Consider the following 15921-nt stretch of genomic DNA (forward strand, 5'->3'; position numbering starts at 1 on the left):
CCCTGGTCGCTCGATCCGGAAGAACTGTGACTGACTACGCCGCGCAATTCCCTGCTCAGCCTCGCCCGCGCGAGGACCGCACCCTCATCGACGTCCTCCTCGAGACGGCGGGTGCCCACGGTGATCAGCCGGCGATCGACGACGGGCACACCGTGCTCAGCTACTCCGAGCTCATCGTCGAGATCAGGGATCTCGCGCTCTCCCTCGCCGAGGCGGGCATCGGTCCCGGGGACAAGGTCGGCATCCGCATGCCCTCGGGGTCGGTCGACCTCTACGTCGCGATCCTCGGCACGATGATGCTCGGGGCCGCGTACGTGCCCGTCGACGTCGATGACCCGGAGGAACGGGCGCGCACGGTCTTCTCCGAGGCGGCCGTGACCGGGGTGATCACCGCGGGACGGGTGATCGAGGCCCGCACCGACCGGGGACCCCTCGACCGTGCCGAGCTGCGCAGCCCCACCCCGGACGACGACTGCTGGGTGATCTTCACCTCCGGCTCGACGGGCACCCCCAAGGGTGTGGCCGTGAGCCACCGTTCGGCCGCCGCCTTCGTCGACGCCGAGGCGGCGCTGTTCTGTCAGGCCGATCCGCTCGGTCCCGGCGACCGGGTGCTCGCCGGACTCTCCGTGGCCTTCGACGCCAGCTGCGAGGAGATGTGGCTGGCGTGGCGCCACGGTGCGTGCCTCGTGCCGGCACCCCGCTCCCTCGTCAAGTCCGGAATGGACCTGGGCCCCTGGCTGTCCTCGCGCGGCATCACCGTCGTCTCGACCGTGCCCACCCTCGCCGCACTCTGGCCCGCCGAGGCGCTCGACGCCGTGCGGCTGCTCATCTTCGGCGGCGAGGCCGCCCCACCCGAGCTCGGGCGACGACTGAGCGAGGAGGGGCGCGAGGTGTGGAACACCTACGGTCCCACCGAGGCGACCGTCGTCGCATGCGGGGCGATCCTCGACGGCACGGAGCCCGTGCGCATCGGCCTCCCGCTCGACGGCTGGGCGCTCGCCGTCGTCGACGCCGCAGGCGTGCCCGTCGCCGAGGGCGAGACCGGTGAGCTCATCATCGGCGGCATCGGGCTCGCCCGCTACCTCGACCCGGCCAAGGACGCCGAGAAGTACGCCCCGATGCCCACACTCGGCTGGGACCGCGCGTACCGGTCCGGCGATCTCGTCGTCAACGACCCACGGGGACTCATCTTCGTCGGTCGCGCCGACGAGCAGATCAAGCTCGGGGGTCGGCGCATCGAACTCGGAGAGATCGACGCGGCCCTCCAGGCTCTGCCCGGTGTCGAGGGTGCGGCGGCCGCGGTGAAGACGACCCCGGCGGGAACGGACATCCTCGTCGGCTACCTCGCGACCACCTCGGCGGGGGCCGAGGAGAGGATCGACGGCTGGGAGGAGACGCTGCGGGCGGAGCTGCCGGCCGCGCTCGTCCCCCGGCTCGCCCTCGTCGACGAACTCCCGACGAAGACCTCGGGCAAGGTCGACCGCAACGCCCTGCCCTGGCCGATGGGCGAGACGGCCGAGGCCGAGGACTCCGCGGAGACCTTCGGCCCCGACGTCGAGTGGATCGCCGAACAGTGGACGGCGGTGCTCGGCACCCGGCCGGGATCGGACACGGACTTCTTCACCGTCGGCGGCGGCAGCCTCGCCGCCGCCCAGCTCGTCTCGCGTCTGCGCCTCGAGCACCCGAGCGTGACCGTCGGCGACATCTACGCCCACCCGCGGTTCGGGGCGCTCGCGACCCTGTGCCTCGGGGACGAGGGCGCCGCCGTCGCCGCAGGACCGCAGCGCGACATCGCACGGACCTCGAAGGGGATGCAGGCGTTCCAGACGCTGCTGGCCGTCCCCGTCCACATCCTCGCCGGAGTCCGCTGGGTCGTCATCGCCATGGTGCTCGCGAACCTCGCCGCCGGACTCGGCGCCGCGGTCCCGTTCACCCCGTGGCCGGTCGTCATCACCCTCTTCCTCGTCTTCGTCACCGCGTGGGGGCGGATGCTCATCTCCGCCGCCGCAGCGAGGCTCCTCCTCTTCGGGCTGCGGCCCGGGGTCTACCCGCGCTCGGGCTGGGTGCACAAGCGCCTGTGGCTGGCCGAGCACATCGCCGACATCGCCGCCGCCGTCTCCGTCGCGAGCGCCCCCTGGGTGACGTGGTACGCGCGCCTGCTCGGGAATCGGGTCGGCTCGGACGCCGACCTCCACTCCGCCCCGCCCGTCACCGGCTTCCTCACCCTCGAGGCAGGGGCTGCGATCGAACCCGAGGTCGACCTCAAGGGCTGGTGGGTCGACGGGGACCTGCTGCGCATCGGGACGATCGAGGTCGGGGAGAACGCGACGGTCGGGGCGCGCTCGACGCTCATGCCCGGCACCCGCATCGGATCCGGGGCGCTCATCGAGGCCGGGTCCGCGGTGACCGGGAAGGTCCGGCGCAACCAGATCTACTCCGGTTCGCCGGCCGTGCGCATCGGCAAGGCGAAGAAGACGTGGCCGGCACCACCGGACCGGCGACGGCTGCCGTTCCTCTTCTACGCCGCCGGATCCCAGGTCAACGCCGCCCTGCCCTACCTCGCCGCGATTCCGGGGCTCTGGCTCATGGTCGCCGTCTCCGGCATCGACGTCGTGACGAACCCGTGGCTCGTCCTCGCGTGGTCACCGCTCATCGCATGCCTGTGGTTCCTCACCACGGCCCTCCTCATCCTCCTCTCGGTGCGGCTGCTCGCGATCGGGATGGAAGAGGGGGAATTCCCTGTCCGCTCGGCCCGCGGCTATCGGGTGTGGGCGACGGAGAGGCTGCTCGATCTCGCCCGCGACCTCCTCTTCCCCCTCTACGCCTCGATGCTCACCCCGTGGTGGCTGCGCGCGCTCGGAGCGAAGGTCGGTCCCGGCACCGAGATCTCCACCGTCGTCTTCGTCCCGAAGATGACGACGATCGCCGCCGGCGCCTTCCTCGCCGACGACACCATGGTCGCCAGCTACGAGCTCGGCCACGGGTGGATGCGCGCGGGCCGGGCGAAGGTCGGCAAGCGGGCGTTCCTCGGCAACTCGGGCATCGCCTCCCCGGGTCGCCGGGTGCCGAAGAACGCGCTCGTCGCCGTGCTCTCTGCGGCCCCGGCGAAGGCGAAGAAGGGCTCGTCGTGGCTCGGGTCTCCCCCGGTGCAGCTGCGCCGGGCCGCCGTCGACGCCGACGAGACGCTCACGTACGCCCCGAAGTTCGGGGTCAAGGCCGCCCGCGCTCTCTTCGAGACGATGCGGATCACCTCGGTGATGGTCGGCGGCGCCCTCGTCGCCGCCGTCATCCTCACGATCATCGCCCTGCTCGACCTGCCCGGCGGGATCGGCATCTCCGGGGAGCGGGGGAACTTCTTCGCCTCCGTCGGCCTCGCCCTCGTCACCTCCGGGCTGGTGATGTTGGCGGCCGGCGCGGTCGCGGCGGGACTCGCCGTCATCGCGAAGTGGGTCTTCGTCGGCCGCATCTCCCCTGGCGACCACCCGCTGTGGTCGTCGTTCATCTGGCGCGGCGAGGTCGCCGACTGCTTCGTCGAACTCGTCGCCGCCCCCTGGTTCACCCGCAACGCCGTGGGCACGCCCGCGATCGTGTGGTACTTACGCGCGATGGGCGCGAAGATCGGCCACGGTGTGTGGTGCGAGAGCTACTGGCTGCCCGAGGCCGACCTCGTCCGCCTCGGCGACAACTCCACGGTCAACCGCGGCTGCGTCGTCCAGACCCACCTCTTCCACGACCGGGTGATGAGCCTCGACGTCGTCGAACTCGAGGCCGGTGCCACGCTCGGCCCCAACAGCGTCATCCTGCCGGCCGCCACCCTCGGGGAGAACTCGACGGTCGGGGCGACCTCGCTCGTCATGCGCGGGGAGTTCGTGCCCCCGCATGCGTACTTCAGCGGCAATCCTGTCATACCCTGGGTGGATGCCCCAGAACTTCCCCGCGCCGAGGCGGTCGACACGATCCATGCCTGACAGCTACACCCCCGGAGTCGGCACCCCCGACCTCCACATCGACCACTACGACATCGACCTCGACTACCGGATCGGACCCAACCGGCTCTCCGGCCGCGCCCGGCTGACCGGGCGGGTGCTCACTGAGACGACGGCGATCCTCCTCGACCTCACGGGCATGCGGGTGACGAAGGCGAGCGTCAACGGGCGCAAGGTCCGCTTCGCCGCCCGCGCCGGGAAGCTGCGCCTGACCACGGAGCCGCTTGCCCGCAATCAGCCGGTGCGCATCGACATCGCCTACGCGGGCAACCCGCAGCCGGCGATCGGGACCTGGGGAGACATCGGCTGGGAGGAGCTCGAGGACGGAGTCCTCGTCGCCGGGCAGCCCATCGGGGCCTCGACGTGGTTCCCGTGCAACGACCACCCCTCGAACAAGGCGACGTTCCGGATCACGGTCCTCACCGAATCCGAGTACACCGTCGTCTCCAACGGCGACCTCGTCGAGAAGGTCCGCAGGGCCGGGCGCACCGCGTGGACGTTCCAGTCGGGCACGCCGCTGGCGACGTATCTTGCGACCGTGCAGATCGGCCGCTACCGGCAGGGCCCGATCGCCGTGCCCCTGAACTCTGCGCCGAGCCCCGTGCCCCTCGGGCTCTTCGCTGCCGAGCACTGGAACCGGGCGGCCCTGCGCCTGCCCGTCCAGCACGCCATGATGAACGCGTTCATCGAGCTCTTCGGGCCCTACCCGTTCGACCGCTACGACGTCGTCGTGACGAACGAGGAGCTCGAGATCCCCCTCGAGTCGCAGCCGCTGTCCGTGCTCGGACCCAACCACCTCGGACCCGAGTGGGAGTCCGAGCGCCTCATCGCCCACGAGCTCGCCCACCAGTGGTTCGGCAATTCGCTCACGCCGAGGCAGTGGTCGGACATCTGGCTCAACGAGGGCTTCGCATGCTACGCGGAGTGGCTGTGGTCGGAGGCCTCAGGTCGGATGAGCGCCGACGAGTGGGCGCTGCGCTGGTACGAGTCGCTCGCCGTCTCCCCGCAGGACATCGTCCTCGCCGATCCCGGGGGGCCGGGGATGTTCGACGACCGCGTCTACAAGCGCGGAGCAATGTTCCTCCATGCTCTGCGCGTCAACCTCGGCGACGCCGTGTTCTTCGACGGCGTCCGCGAGTGGACGACCCGGCACCGGCACGGCAGCGTCGACACGGCCGAGTTCATCGCGCACTTCACCCGCATCGCCGGGCGCAGCATCGCCGAGGTCGTCGACCCGTGGCTCTTTCGGACCGCTCTACCGCAGCTGCCGCACCATGAGGTCTGAGTCGCCGTTGCGCCCGACCGTGGCGAACCCCCGGTCGACGTAGAGGTTCTTCGCCCCGTTGCCGTCCTCGACGGCGAGGCTGACGGCCTCGACCCCGCTCATCCTCGCGAGTGAGAGGAGGACGTCGAGGAGCGCCGTGCCGATCCCTTCCCCCTGGTGGTCGGGGAGGACGGTGATCGAGAGCTCGGGGATGTCCGCTGCCACCCAGCCGTAGCCGGCGAAGGGCTCGGCAGTGTCCTCGGCGTCGTCGGTCGCGGTCTCAGGCCCCGCCTTCGCAGTCCCGGCATCCGCCTCGGCGGGGGCACTCTCACCGGAGGATCGGGACCGGTTCCCGGTGTCCTCGGCATCCGCCTCGGCGAGCACCTCGGATTCCACGGTCCGGCCCGCCTCGGCGGGATCCTCACTCAGCCCTGTCGCGAACGCGGCATCGGCAGGACCCTCATCGGGGGTCTCGACCCCGCCGCCCTCAGCCAGGCGCAGCCATGCGAGCCCGAGGATCTCCTCTCCGGACTCGTCGAAGCAGGCCACGGCCAGGTCGCGGGTCCGCCCCCAGTCGGCGAAGTAGTGCCGGGCGTCGGGACGGGTGACCAGCTCCTCGCGCGGGATCGTCGGGGCGTCCATCGACCAGTTGAAGCAGAGGTCGACGAACGGGAGGAAGGTCTCCTCGGGGGTGTCGGCCGGCAGCGGTCGGATCCGGGATCGGAGGTCGGCGGGTGTGTCGGAGCTGGTCATGTCAGTCCCTTCTTCACGGCGGTGCGGATCCACTGGTGGTTGCGGACTCGCCAGCCCAGCGTGATCGCGCGGAGGCCGATGAAGCCGAGGCAGAACGCCGCCCACAGGCCCTGTGCGCCCGGCCAGAGTCCGGTGACCGGAACGAGCAGGAGGGCGTAGCCGATCACCGCGACCAATTGTGCCAGAGCGAGGTAGCGAGCGTCCTCGGCACCCATGAGGACGCCGTCGAGGACGAAGACGTACCCGGCCACGGGCATGCCGAGGGCGAGGATGGGCAGGAGTCCGGTGAGGGTGGCGATGACGGCCGGGTCGGAGGAGAAGACGAAGGGGATGATCCCGGAGCCGGCGACGAGGACGAGGCCGACGAGGATCCCGAACCCGATGCCCCAGACGATGAGGCGGCGGTTGATCGCGGCGACGACGTCGACCCGCTGCGCCCCGAGCTGGAGGCCGATGAGGGCCTGACCGGCGATCGCGAGCGAGTCGAGGGCGAGCGCGAGGGCGAAGAAGAGGCTCTGGGCGACCTGGATCGCCGCGAGGTCCGTGGCGCCGAGCGCGGTGGCGAGGACGACGAGGATGATGAGGGAGGCGCGCAGGCTCGCGTTGCGCACGAGCAGCCAGCCCGAGGTCTTCGCCGAGGAGATCACCCCGGCCCAGTCGGGGCGGAAGCTCGCGTGGTGGCGGCGGGCGGCGCGCAGGGCGATGAGGATGTAGACGGCGCACATGCCGGCCTGGGTGAGGACGGTGCCGAGTGCGGATCCGGCCACGCCCATGCCGAGTCCGTAGATGAAGAGGGCGTTGAGTCCGATGTTCGCGACACAGCCTCCGGCGGCGACGACGAGAGGGGTGCGGGTGTCCTGGAGGCCGCGCAGCAGCCCGGTCGCGGCGATGACGACGAGCATGAACGGCAGTCCCCACCACGAGATCGCGAGATAGGCGTGGGCGCCGCTCGCGATCTCGGGTGTCGGTCCGAAAGCGCCGATGGCGGTGCCGAGCAGCGGCAGTCCGAGGGCGAGGAGGACGACCGAGGTGAGGAGCGCAAGCCAGATGCCGTCGAACCCAGCACCCACGGCTCCCCGGGTGTCCCCGGCACCCATCCGCTTGGCCACCCGCGGGGTCGTCGCATAGGCGAGGAAGACCATGAGCCCGAGGACGGTCTGGAGGATCGTCGAGGCGATCGCGAGCGATCCGAGGGCGCCCGCACCGAGATGGCCGACCATGGCCGTGTCGGTGAGGAGGAAGATCGGTTCGGCGATGAGCGCGCCGAGGGCCGGCAGCGCCAGCCGGAGTATGTCCCTGTCGATCGCTGCCACGCCTGGCAGTCTATCGAATCGCCGGCGAGGCGCGCGCCCTAGCCTCGGGCGCAGCGCGCGCCTCGGCGGAGGGGCAGGCGTCAGGCGACTTCGAAGAGTCCCGCGGCTCCCTGCCCGCCGCCGATGCACATCGTCACGACGACGTACTTGACGCCTCGGCGCTTGCCTTCGATAAGGGCATGGCCGACGAGGCGGGCCCCGGTCATCCCGTAGGGGTGGCCGACCGAGATGCCGCCGCCGTCGACGTTGTAGCGTTCGGGGTCGATGCCCAGCCGGTCCCGGCAGTAGAGCGCCTGGACGGCGAAGGCCTCGTTGAGCTCCCACAGACCGATGTCGTCGATCTTCAGCCCGTGGGCGTCGAGGAGCTTGGGGACGGCGAAGACGGGGCCGATGCCCATCTCGTCGGGGGCGACTCCGGCGACGGCCATGCCCCGGTAGATCCCGAGCGGGGTCAGTCCCCGCCGGGACGCCTCGGCGTCGGACATGAGGACGGAGGCCGAGGCGCCGTCGGAGAGCTGGGAGGCGTTGCCCGCGGTGATGCTCGGCTCCTTCGAGGCGACCCCCGGCTCGAGGACGGGTGTGAGCTTCGCGAGCCCCTCGAGCGTCGTCTCGGGGCGGTTGCCCTCGTCCTTGGTGAGCGTGACCTCCTGCTGGGACGTCTCCCCGGTCTCCTTGTCGAGAACGACCTTCGTCGAGGTCAGAGGGACGATCTCGTCGTCGAAGCGCCCTGCCTCCTGCGCGGCGGCGGTGCGCTTCTGCGATTCGAGGGAGTAGGCGTCCTGGTCCTCGCGGCTGACCCCGTAGCGCTCGGCGACGACCTCAGCGGTCGCGAGCATCGGGTAGTAGATCCCGGGAACGTTCTCCTCGAGCCACGGGTCCTTCGCCCGGTAGGTGTTCATGTGCTCGTTCTGGACGAGGGAGACGGATTCGACGCCGCCGCCGACAGCGATCTTCTGCCCGTCGACGATGATCTGCTTCGCCGCGGTGGCGATTGCCATGAGGCCCGAGGCGCACTGGCGGTCGACGGACATGCCGGCGACCGAGACGGGCAGTCCCGCCCGCAGACCCGCCTGACGGCCGATGTTCGTCGACTGGCTGCCCTGCTGGAGGGCGGAGCCGATGATGACGTCATCGACCTCGGCGCCTTCGACACCGGCGCGTTCGACGGCGTGGGCGATCGCGTGTCCGGCGAGCTCCTGGGCCTGGGTGTCGTTGAACGCACCGCGGTAGGCCCGCCCGATCGGGGTCCTGGCGGTGGAGACGATGACGGCATCGACCATGGTGTGGCTCCTTCGAAAGCAGTGCGGTGGGGTGGGGTGGTGGCGCGGATGGCGCGGGCGGCGCGGCGCGGGCGGATCAGTCCTTGGGTCCGCCGGCGACGTAGATGACCTGGCCGGAGACGAAGCCTGCGCCCTCGGAGACGAGGAACGAGGCGGTGTTGGCGATGTCCTCGGGCTTTCCCGCGCGACCGACGGGGATCTGGCTGATCGCGGCCTTCTTGAAGTCCTCGAAGTCGACGCCGACGCGTTCGGCCGTCGCCTTCGTCATGTCGGTCTCGATGAAGCCCGGGGCGATCGCGTTGGCGGTGACCCCGAACTTGCCGAGCTCGATCGCCCACGTCTTCGTCATCCCCTGGATCCCGGCCTTCGCGGCCGAGTAGTTCGTCTGCCCGCGGTTGCCGAGCGCCGAGGTCGACGACATCGAGACGATGCGCCCGAACTTCTCGGCCACCATGTGCTCCTGCACGGCCTTGGCCATGAGGAACGCCCCGCCGAGGTGGACGGAGAGGACCTTCTCGAACTCCTCGTAGGTCATCTTGAACAGGAGGTTGTCGCGGAGGATGCCGGCATTGTTGATGAGGACGGTGGGCGGTCCGAGACGATCGGCCACATCGGCGACGGCGGCGGTGACGGAGTCCTCGTCGGAGACGTCGGCGTTCAGTCCGATCGCCTCTCCCCCGGCTGCGGTGATCGCCGAGACAGTGTCCTCGGTCGGTCCCATGTCGAGGACGGCGACCCTGAGGCCGTCGGCGGCGAGCCTGGTCGCGATCGCGGCGCCGATGCCGCGTCCGCCTCCGGTGACGATTGCTGTGCGTGCCATGCGTGATCCTCCGGGGTAGGTGGTGTGCGACGCAGCGTGACTCCCGTCTCACTGCGGTCAGGTCTCACTCTAACCGAGAATCACTCCTGAACGAATGATTGCTCACTGGGCGAGAACGCGCCGCTCCGGACCGACCGACAGCACACCAACGCGGTGATCCAACGCCCGGCACGCCACCAACGCGGTGATCCGACAAAAACGCGGTCTGCAGACCGCGTTTTTGTCGGATCACCGCGTCGAAGCGGAGCAAGGCCGCGGGTCGAAGCGGAGGGGGCCGCCTACTCCTCGTCGAAGCGGGAGACGTCGCCGGCGCCGACGCGCGCGACCTCCGGGTACCTGCCGGTGAAGTCGATGACCGAGGTCGGCACGACGCCCGGCGTCCCGGACTCGATGACGACGTCGACGTCGTGGCCGATCTGGTCCATGACGTCGTCGGCCTCGGTGAGCGGGTCCTCGTCTCCGGGCAGGAGGAGCGTCGAGGAGAGGATCGGCTCCCCCATCGCCTCGACGAGGGCGAGAGCGGTCGTGTTCTGCGGGATGCGCGCGCCGACCGAGTGCTTCTTCGGGTGCATCATCCGGCGCGGCACCTCCTTCGTCGCCTTCATGATGAACGTGTACGGGCCGGGTGTCATCGACTTGATCGCGCGGAAGTCCGAGTTGTCGACGATGACGAACTGTCCGAGCTGCGCGAAGTCGTGGCACATGAGCGTGAAATGGTGCTTGGAATCGAGGTGGCGGATGCGCGTGATCCGCTCGATGCCCGCCTTGTTCTCGAGCGCACAGCCGAGCGCGTAGCACGAGTCGGTGGGATAGGCGATGAGTCCGCCGTCACGGAGCACCTCGGCGGCCTTCGTGATGAGTCGGGGCTGGGGGTTCTCGGGATGGATCTTCAGTAGTGTCGCCATAGTCCATGGTAATCACGGGTGCGCTCCGTTGGGAACGAGCAGCCGGCACCCGCGATCCGGTTCCGTGCCGAACCACGCCAAGCAGGGAAATCGACGCTCCCACGATCCGCCGCATCGCCGATCCACGTGGGGCCCGAAATCCGCGCCGCCCGCGACGCGGAAACCCGGCTCTGCGTTGATCGACAGAATTTCGCCGAGGTGGCCGACCAGAGTGCGTGCCCGTGCCGTCGCGGCGTGCCGGCGGCCGCGGACCCTCGCCGAGGCGGTCCGCCCGGCTCTGCGTGGATCGACGGTGCGTCGCCGAGGTGGTCGGGGTCAGTGGACGGGGGTGTGGGCGGTGCGCGGGTCGGAGGCGATGAGGATGTTCACCCACCGGGCCTTCGGGTCGGCGTCGACGAGGAGGGCCTTGAGAAGCAGGGTCGCGGGCAGTGCGAGGAGGGCGCCCAGCCATCCGAGGACCCACACCCAGAAGAGCAGGGAGAGGAAGGAGACGAGCGGGGTCACCCCGACCGACTCGCCGGTGAACTTCGGCTGGATGATCGCCTGGATGACGAAGTTGAGCACGCTGTAGGCGACGATCACCCACACGGCCGACTGCCACCCGCTGTCGACGAGGGCGAGCAGGGCGGGTGGGATGAGCCCGATGACGAAGCCGATGTTGGGGATGTAGTTCGTGAGGAACGCGAGCACACCCCACACCCACACAAGCGGGACGTCGATGATCGCCAGTGCCACGACGTCGAGGATCGCGACGATGAGGCCGAAGATCGTCGCGACCACCCAGTAGCGGCGCACACCGGACGCGAACCCGCCCAGCGACTGCGCGAGCGCAGGCTTGGCGTCCTTGAGCATCCCCATCCGCGACGACATGCCCATCGAGTCCATGGCGACGAAGAAGACCGCCATGATCACCGTCGTGAGCAGACCCGCCCCGAGCGAGACGTTGGTGAGCAGCGGGCTGACAGCGTCGAAGATCGAACGGACGTTGAACTGCCGCAGTTGCGCTTCGAGGACGTTCGAGGTCACGCCGAGCTCCCCGAGCATCGACATGAGGCTGTGATAGGTCGCCACAAGCTGGTTGCCGTAGCTGGGGATGAGCATGACGAGCTCGGCGATCGCCCACGCGGTGAGCCCGAAGAACCCGAAGAGCATGACGAGGACGAGGACGACGGAGACGCACGCGCCGAGCGCCCCCGGCACGCGATGCCTCGTCAGCCAGCGCTGGAGCGGGTAGACGACGATGTAGAAGTTGAGCGCGAGGAAGACCGGAGCGACGATCTCCTGGAGCCCGCGGAAGAACGTCAGGGCGTAGGCGAGCCCGGCGATCGTGAGGACGACAACGAGTGCTCTCGCCGGCGGCCTGGCGTGCCACGGAGTGACTGCCTGGGGCTCAGTGCCTGCGCTCAACTACCGACCTCGTCTCTTCTCCCTGATCCGCATCGAGACCTCGATCGGCGTCCCTTCGAAGCCGAACGTCTCGCGGAGTCGTCTGATGATGAAACGACGATACCCCGGTTCAAGGAATCCTGTGGTGAAGAGGACGAATTTCGGTGGGCGCGACTGCACCTGAGTGCCGAAGAGGATGCGCGGCTGCTTGCCTCCGCGCACCGGGTGCGGGTTCGCTGCGACGAGTTCGCCAAGGAACGCGTTGAGGCGTCCGGTCGGGATCCGCTTGTCCCAGTTCTCCAGCGCGGTCTCCATCGCCGGTACGAGCTTCTCGGCGTGTCGGCCGGTCTTCGCGGAGATGTTGACCCGCGGGGCCCATGCGACGTGGGCGAGGTCGCGTTCGATCTCGCGTTCGAGGTAGTAGCGGCGCTCCTCGTCGAGGAGGTCCCACTTGTTGAACGCGAGCACGATGGCCCGTCCCGCCTCGGCGGCGGTGGTGACGATCCGCACGTCCTGCTCGCTCAGCGGTTCCTGGGCTTCGAGGAGGACGACGGCGACCTCGGCGCGCTCGAGCGCGGTCTGCGTGCGCAGGGCCGCATAGAAGTCCGCACCGCTGGCCTGGTGGGCACGGCGGCGGATGCCCGCGGTGTCGACGAAGCGCCACTGCCTGCCGCCGAGTTCGATGAGCTCGTCGACGGGGTCGCGGGTGGTGCCGGCGACGTTGTCGACGAGCACGCGTTCGGACCCGACGAGCTTGTTGAGCAGGGAGGACTTGCCGACGTTGGGACGCCCGACGAGGGCGACCCGACGCGGACCACCCTCCTCGATGCGGGTGTCGACGGCGGAGACCTCGGGGAGGACGGAGACCGCCTCGTCGAGGAGGTCGGCGACGCCGCGACCGTGGAGGGCCGAGACCGACCACGGCTGGCCGAGGCCGAGGCCCCAGAGTTCGGCAGCCATGAGCTCGCCGCGTTCGTCGTCGACCTTGTTCGCGGCGAGGATGACCGGCTTCTTCTTCTTCCGCAGCATCTTCACGACCATCTCGTCGGTCGCGGTCGGTCCGGTCGTGGCATCGACGACGAGGACGACGGCGTCGGCCATGTCGACGGCGACCTCGGACTGGATCGCGATCCGCGAGGCCATGCCCTTCGAGTCGGAATCCCAGCCGCCGGTGTCGACGAGGGTGAAGTCCTTGCCGTTCCACTCCGCCTGGTAGCTCACGCGGTCGCGGGTGACACCGGGGACGTCCTCGACGACGGCCTCACGGCGGCCGAGGATGCGGTTGACGAGCGTCGACTTGCCGACGTTGGGGCGGCCGACGATCGCGAGCACCGGGTTGGCGCCGATCGCCTCCTCGTCCTCGATCTCGAAGCCGAGGGAGTCGAGCAGCGCCCGGTCCTCGTCCTCGAGCTCATAGCTCTCGAGTCCGGCCTCGAGCGCGGTCGCCCGCTGCTCGGCCTCTTCGTCGCTGATCCGCTCGAGACGCTCGGCGAGCGCCTCATCGGGGGTCTCGTGGAATTCCTCGTCGGTCATTCTGCGTCCTTCACCAGGTCGAGCACGGTCCCCACGACCTGCTCGAAGTCGAGATCGCTCGTGTCGAGGGTGTACACGCCCTCGGCGGCGGTGAGGAAGCTCGTCGTGGCCGAGTCCTTGGCGTCACGGCCGGTGACGAGCGAGGCGGTGGCGGCGACCGCCTCGGCGTCGGCACTGCCGTGGACCTCCTTGGCCCGGCGGGCCACGCGGACGTCGTCGCGGGCGGTCATGAGGATGCGGACCTCGGCGTCGGGGGCGACGACGGTCGTGATGTCACGGCCTTCGACGACGATGCCGGGGGACGCTGCGGCGATGATCTCCCGCTGCCGTTCGATGAGCTCGGTGCGGGCGTCGGGGACCGCGGAGACGGTCTGGACGTTCTCGGAGACCTCGGCGCTGCGGATCTCCTCGGCGACGTCGATGCCGTCGACGGACACCGCGAAGTCGTCGGGGTCGGTGGAGATCTCAAGGTCGGCCCCGCGGACCTGCTCGAGGACGTCGACGGGATCGGTGACCCCGCGGCTGAGCGCGAGCCACGCCATCGCCCGGTACATCGCACCCGTGTCGAGGTAGGCGAAGCCGAGGCGGCGGGCGACCTCCTTCGCAGTGCTCGACTTGCCGACCCCGCTGGGTCCGTCGATGGCGACGACGCTCATGTGGTTCCTTCCTTCTCGATGGCGGATTCGGGGATCCGCCATCCCAGTGCTTGCAGTCCGGTCTCGAGTTCGTTCGCGTTCGCGGGCATCACGGAGACGTCGACGATGCCGAGCCGGCGCCCCGGGGCATGGTCCATCCGGAAGTCCTCGACGTTGATGCCGAGGTCCCCGATGTCCTTGAACAGGGAGGCCAGGGTCCCCGGGGTGTCGGGGATGAGGACCGTGACGACAGCATATGCGGTCGGGGCCTGTCCGTGCTTGCCGGGGATCCGGTCGTGTCCCTCGTTGCCGTGAGCGATGGCCCTGGCGATCGCCCCGGTCGACCCGGGTCCGAGGCTGAGCGCCTCGATGACGGAGTCGAGCTCCCCGCGCAGGGCGAGCAGCACCGTCCGGACCTCCTCGGCGTTGCCGGAGAGGATCTGCGTCCACAGTCCAGGGTCGGAGGCGGCGATGCGGGTGACGTCGCGCAGTCCCTGCCCGGCGAGCGCCACCTCGTCGAGCGGGGCGTGGCGCAGCTGGGAGGCGACGAGGGAGGAGACGACCTGCGGAACGTGGGAGACCTTCGCGACCGCGGCGTCGTGGATGCGCGGGTCGAGGTGGGTGACCGAGGCGCCGGTGGCCTCGGCCATCTCGACGACCTCCCGCAGCCGGGAGGCCGGCGTGTCGTCATCGGAGCAGATCACCCACGGTCGGGCGGTGAAGAGGTCGGGGCGGGCGGAGATCGCCCCGGACTTCTCCCGACCGGCCATCGGATGGCAGCCGATGTAGCGGTCGAGCTGGTCGGCGGTGACGAGACCGCGCACGGTCTCGAGCAGGCGAGTCTTGATGCTCGCGACATCGGTCACCGTCGCCCGCGGGTAGTTCCGAAGCGCTCCGGCGATGACGTGGGCTGCGACGTCGGGCGGGGTGGCGACGACGACGATGTCCGGGTCGATGTCCTCCCCCGCCGAGGTGGTCGCCCCGGGTGAGCCCCCCGCCGTTCCCGGCACCGCCGTTCCGGGCACGGCGGTTCTCGGCCCGGGCGAGGCCGGGGCCACCGGCTCACCGGCGCCGAGGTCGGAGGCGAGCTGCTGGGCGGTCGGCGAGGTGTCCTCGAGGGTGACCGTGTGCCCGCGCCCGGACAGGGCGAGGCCGAGGCTCGCACCGAGCAGCCCGGTGCCGATGATGTGGACTCTCACAGGTCGACGGCCTCGAAGAGCTCGCCGATCTCATCCGAGCGCAGGGGGCGGATCTTGCCCTGCCGCTGCTCGGCGAGCGAGATCGGTCCGAACTGGGTGCGCACGAGGCGTTCGACGGGGTTGCCGATCGCCGCGAGGAGACGGCGCACGACCCGGTTGCGGCCCGAGTGGAGGGTGAGTTCGACGACGGAGCGGCCAGGCGTCGAGTCGACGAGCTTGAACTCGTCGACCGTGACGATCCCGTCGTCGAGTTCGATGCCGGCCTTGAGCCGGGCGCTCGCATCCTTGGCGATCTGCCCCTTGACCTGCGCGAGGTAGGTCTTGGGGATCTCGTAGCGGGGATGGGCGAGGCGGTTGGACAGCTCCCCGTCGTTGGTGAGCAGGATGAGGCCCTCGGTGTCGGTGTCGAGGCGTCCGACGTGGAAGATCCGCTCGGCGCGGTTGCCGACGTAGTCGCTGAGGTTCTTGCGCCCCTCGGGGTCCTTCATCGTCGAGACGACCCCGGCGGGCTTGTTGAGCGCGAGGTAGACCTTCTGCGGGCTCGTCGAGATCCGCAGGGTGTCGACGTAGACCGCCTGGGTCTCCGGATCGATGCGGGTGCCGAGCTCGGTGACGATGTTCCCGTCGACCTCGACCCGGCCGTCGAGGATGAGCTGCTCGCACGCGCGACGGGACCCCAGCCCCGCCTCGGCGAGGACCTTCTGCAGGCGCACTCCCCCGCTGACGTGGGCATCCGAGGTCTCTCCCGTGCCGGTGGGGGCCTTCTTCGCGCTCGCACGCTGCTTTCGGCTCGGACGGTTGCTGCGCCCGCCGGGCGCCCTGGGATCGCGGTAGGGACTCATGGGGA

Annotated in this window: 12 protein-coding genes; 2 read left to right on the forward strand and 10 right to left on the reverse strand. The window is 70.0% G+C overall.

Features of this window, described 5'->3' with window-relative positions:
* The first annotated feature begins 26 nt into the window (after positions 1-26).
* Positions 27-3968: a Pls/PosA family non-ribosomal peptide synthetase gene (locus tag AC0VYB_RS11495; protein WP_095376585.1), complete on the forward strand. Its 3942-nt coding sequence runs from the start codon at positions 27-29 to the stop codon at positions 3966-3968.
* On the forward strand, positions 3961-5271 hold the full coding sequence (locus tag AC0VYB_RS11500; protein ID WP_063250855.1) for a M1 family metallopeptidase: 1311 nt from the start codon (positions 3961-3963) through the stop codon (positions 5269-5271). Before AC0VYB_RS11495 ends, AC0VYB_RS11500 begins: the two co-directional genes overlap by 8 nt.
* On the opposite strand, the gene AC0VYB_RS11505 is transcribed toward AC0VYB_RS11500, so the two are convergent.
* The 10 genes from AC0VYB_RS11505 to AC0VYB_RS11550 all read right to left on the reverse strand — a co-directional run bounded on the left by AC0VYB_RS11505 (position 5242) and on the right by AC0VYB_RS11550 (position 15916).
* The gene (locus AC0VYB_RS11505; protein WP_063250856.1) at positions 5242-6003 is read right to left on the reverse strand and encodes a GNAT family N-acetyltransferase; all 762 of its coding nucleotides are present in this window, start codon (positions 6001-6003) and stop codon (positions 5242-5244) included. The two genes, AC0VYB_RS11500 and AC0VYB_RS11505, sit on opposite strands and share 30 nt — an antisense overlap.
* Positions 6000-7316 (reverse strand): MATE family efflux transporter, encoded by a 1317-nt coding sequence (locus tag AC0VYB_RS11510; protein WP_063250857.1) that lies wholly within the window; start codon positions 7314-7316, stop codon positions 6000-6002. The genes AC0VYB_RS11505 and AC0VYB_RS11510 overlap by 4 nt, the downstream gene beginning before the upstream one ends.
* An 80-nt stretch (positions 7317-7396) precedes the next feature.
* Entirely contained in the window at positions 7397-8596 is a 1200-nt protein-coding gene (locus tag AC0VYB_RS11515) for an acetyl-CoA C-acyltransferase (protein ID WP_063250858.1), read from the reverse strand.
* Between the two features lie 76 nt (positions 8597-8672).
* Positions 8673-9416 (reverse strand): SDR family oxidoreductase, encoded by a 744-nt coding sequence (locus tag AC0VYB_RS11520; protein ID WP_009379990.1) that lies wholly within the window; start codon positions 9414-9416, stop codon positions 8673-8675.
* A gap of 278 nt (positions 9417-9694) precedes the next feature.
* On the reverse strand, positions 9695-10321 hold the full coding sequence (locus AC0VYB_RS11525) for an L-threonylcarbamoyladenylate synthase (protein ID WP_009379991.1): 627 nt from the start codon (positions 10319-10321) through the stop codon (positions 9695-9697).
* A 315-nt stretch (positions 10322-10636) separates the two neighbouring features.
* On the reverse strand, positions 10637-11728 hold the full coding sequence (locus tag AC0VYB_RS11530) for an AI-2E family transporter (protein WP_009379992.1): 1092 nt from the start codon (positions 11726-11728) through the stop codon (positions 10637-10639).
* Positions 11729-13240, reverse strand: a complete 1512-nt coding sequence (gene der, locus AC0VYB_RS11535; protein ID WP_063248823.1) for a ribosome biogenesis GTPase Der — start codon at positions 13238-13240, stop codon at positions 11729-11731. It abuts the gene before it with no gap.
* Positions 13237-13896 (reverse strand): (d)CMP kinase, encoded by a 660-nt coding sequence (cmk, locus tag AC0VYB_RS11540; protein ID WP_009379994.1) that lies wholly within the window; start codon positions 13894-13896, stop codon positions 13237-13239. The genes der and cmk overlap by 4 nt, the downstream gene beginning before the upstream one ends.
* Entirely contained in the window at positions 13893-15074 is a 1182-nt protein-coding gene (locus tag AC0VYB_RS11545) for a prephenate dehydrogenase (RefSeq protein WP_063248822.1), read from the reverse strand. Before AC0VYB_RS11545 ends, cmk begins: the two co-directional genes overlap by 4 nt.
* Positions 15071-15916: a pseudouridine synthase gene (locus AC0VYB_RS11550; protein WP_040342229.1), complete on the reverse strand. Its 846-nt coding sequence runs from the start codon at positions 15914-15916 to the stop codon at positions 15071-15073. Before AC0VYB_RS11550 ends, AC0VYB_RS11545 begins: the two co-directional genes overlap by 4 nt.
* Positions 15917-15921: the final 5 nt, after the last annotated feature.

The sequence above is a fragment of the Brevibacterium sp. Z349TD_9 genome (assembly GCF_056173565.1).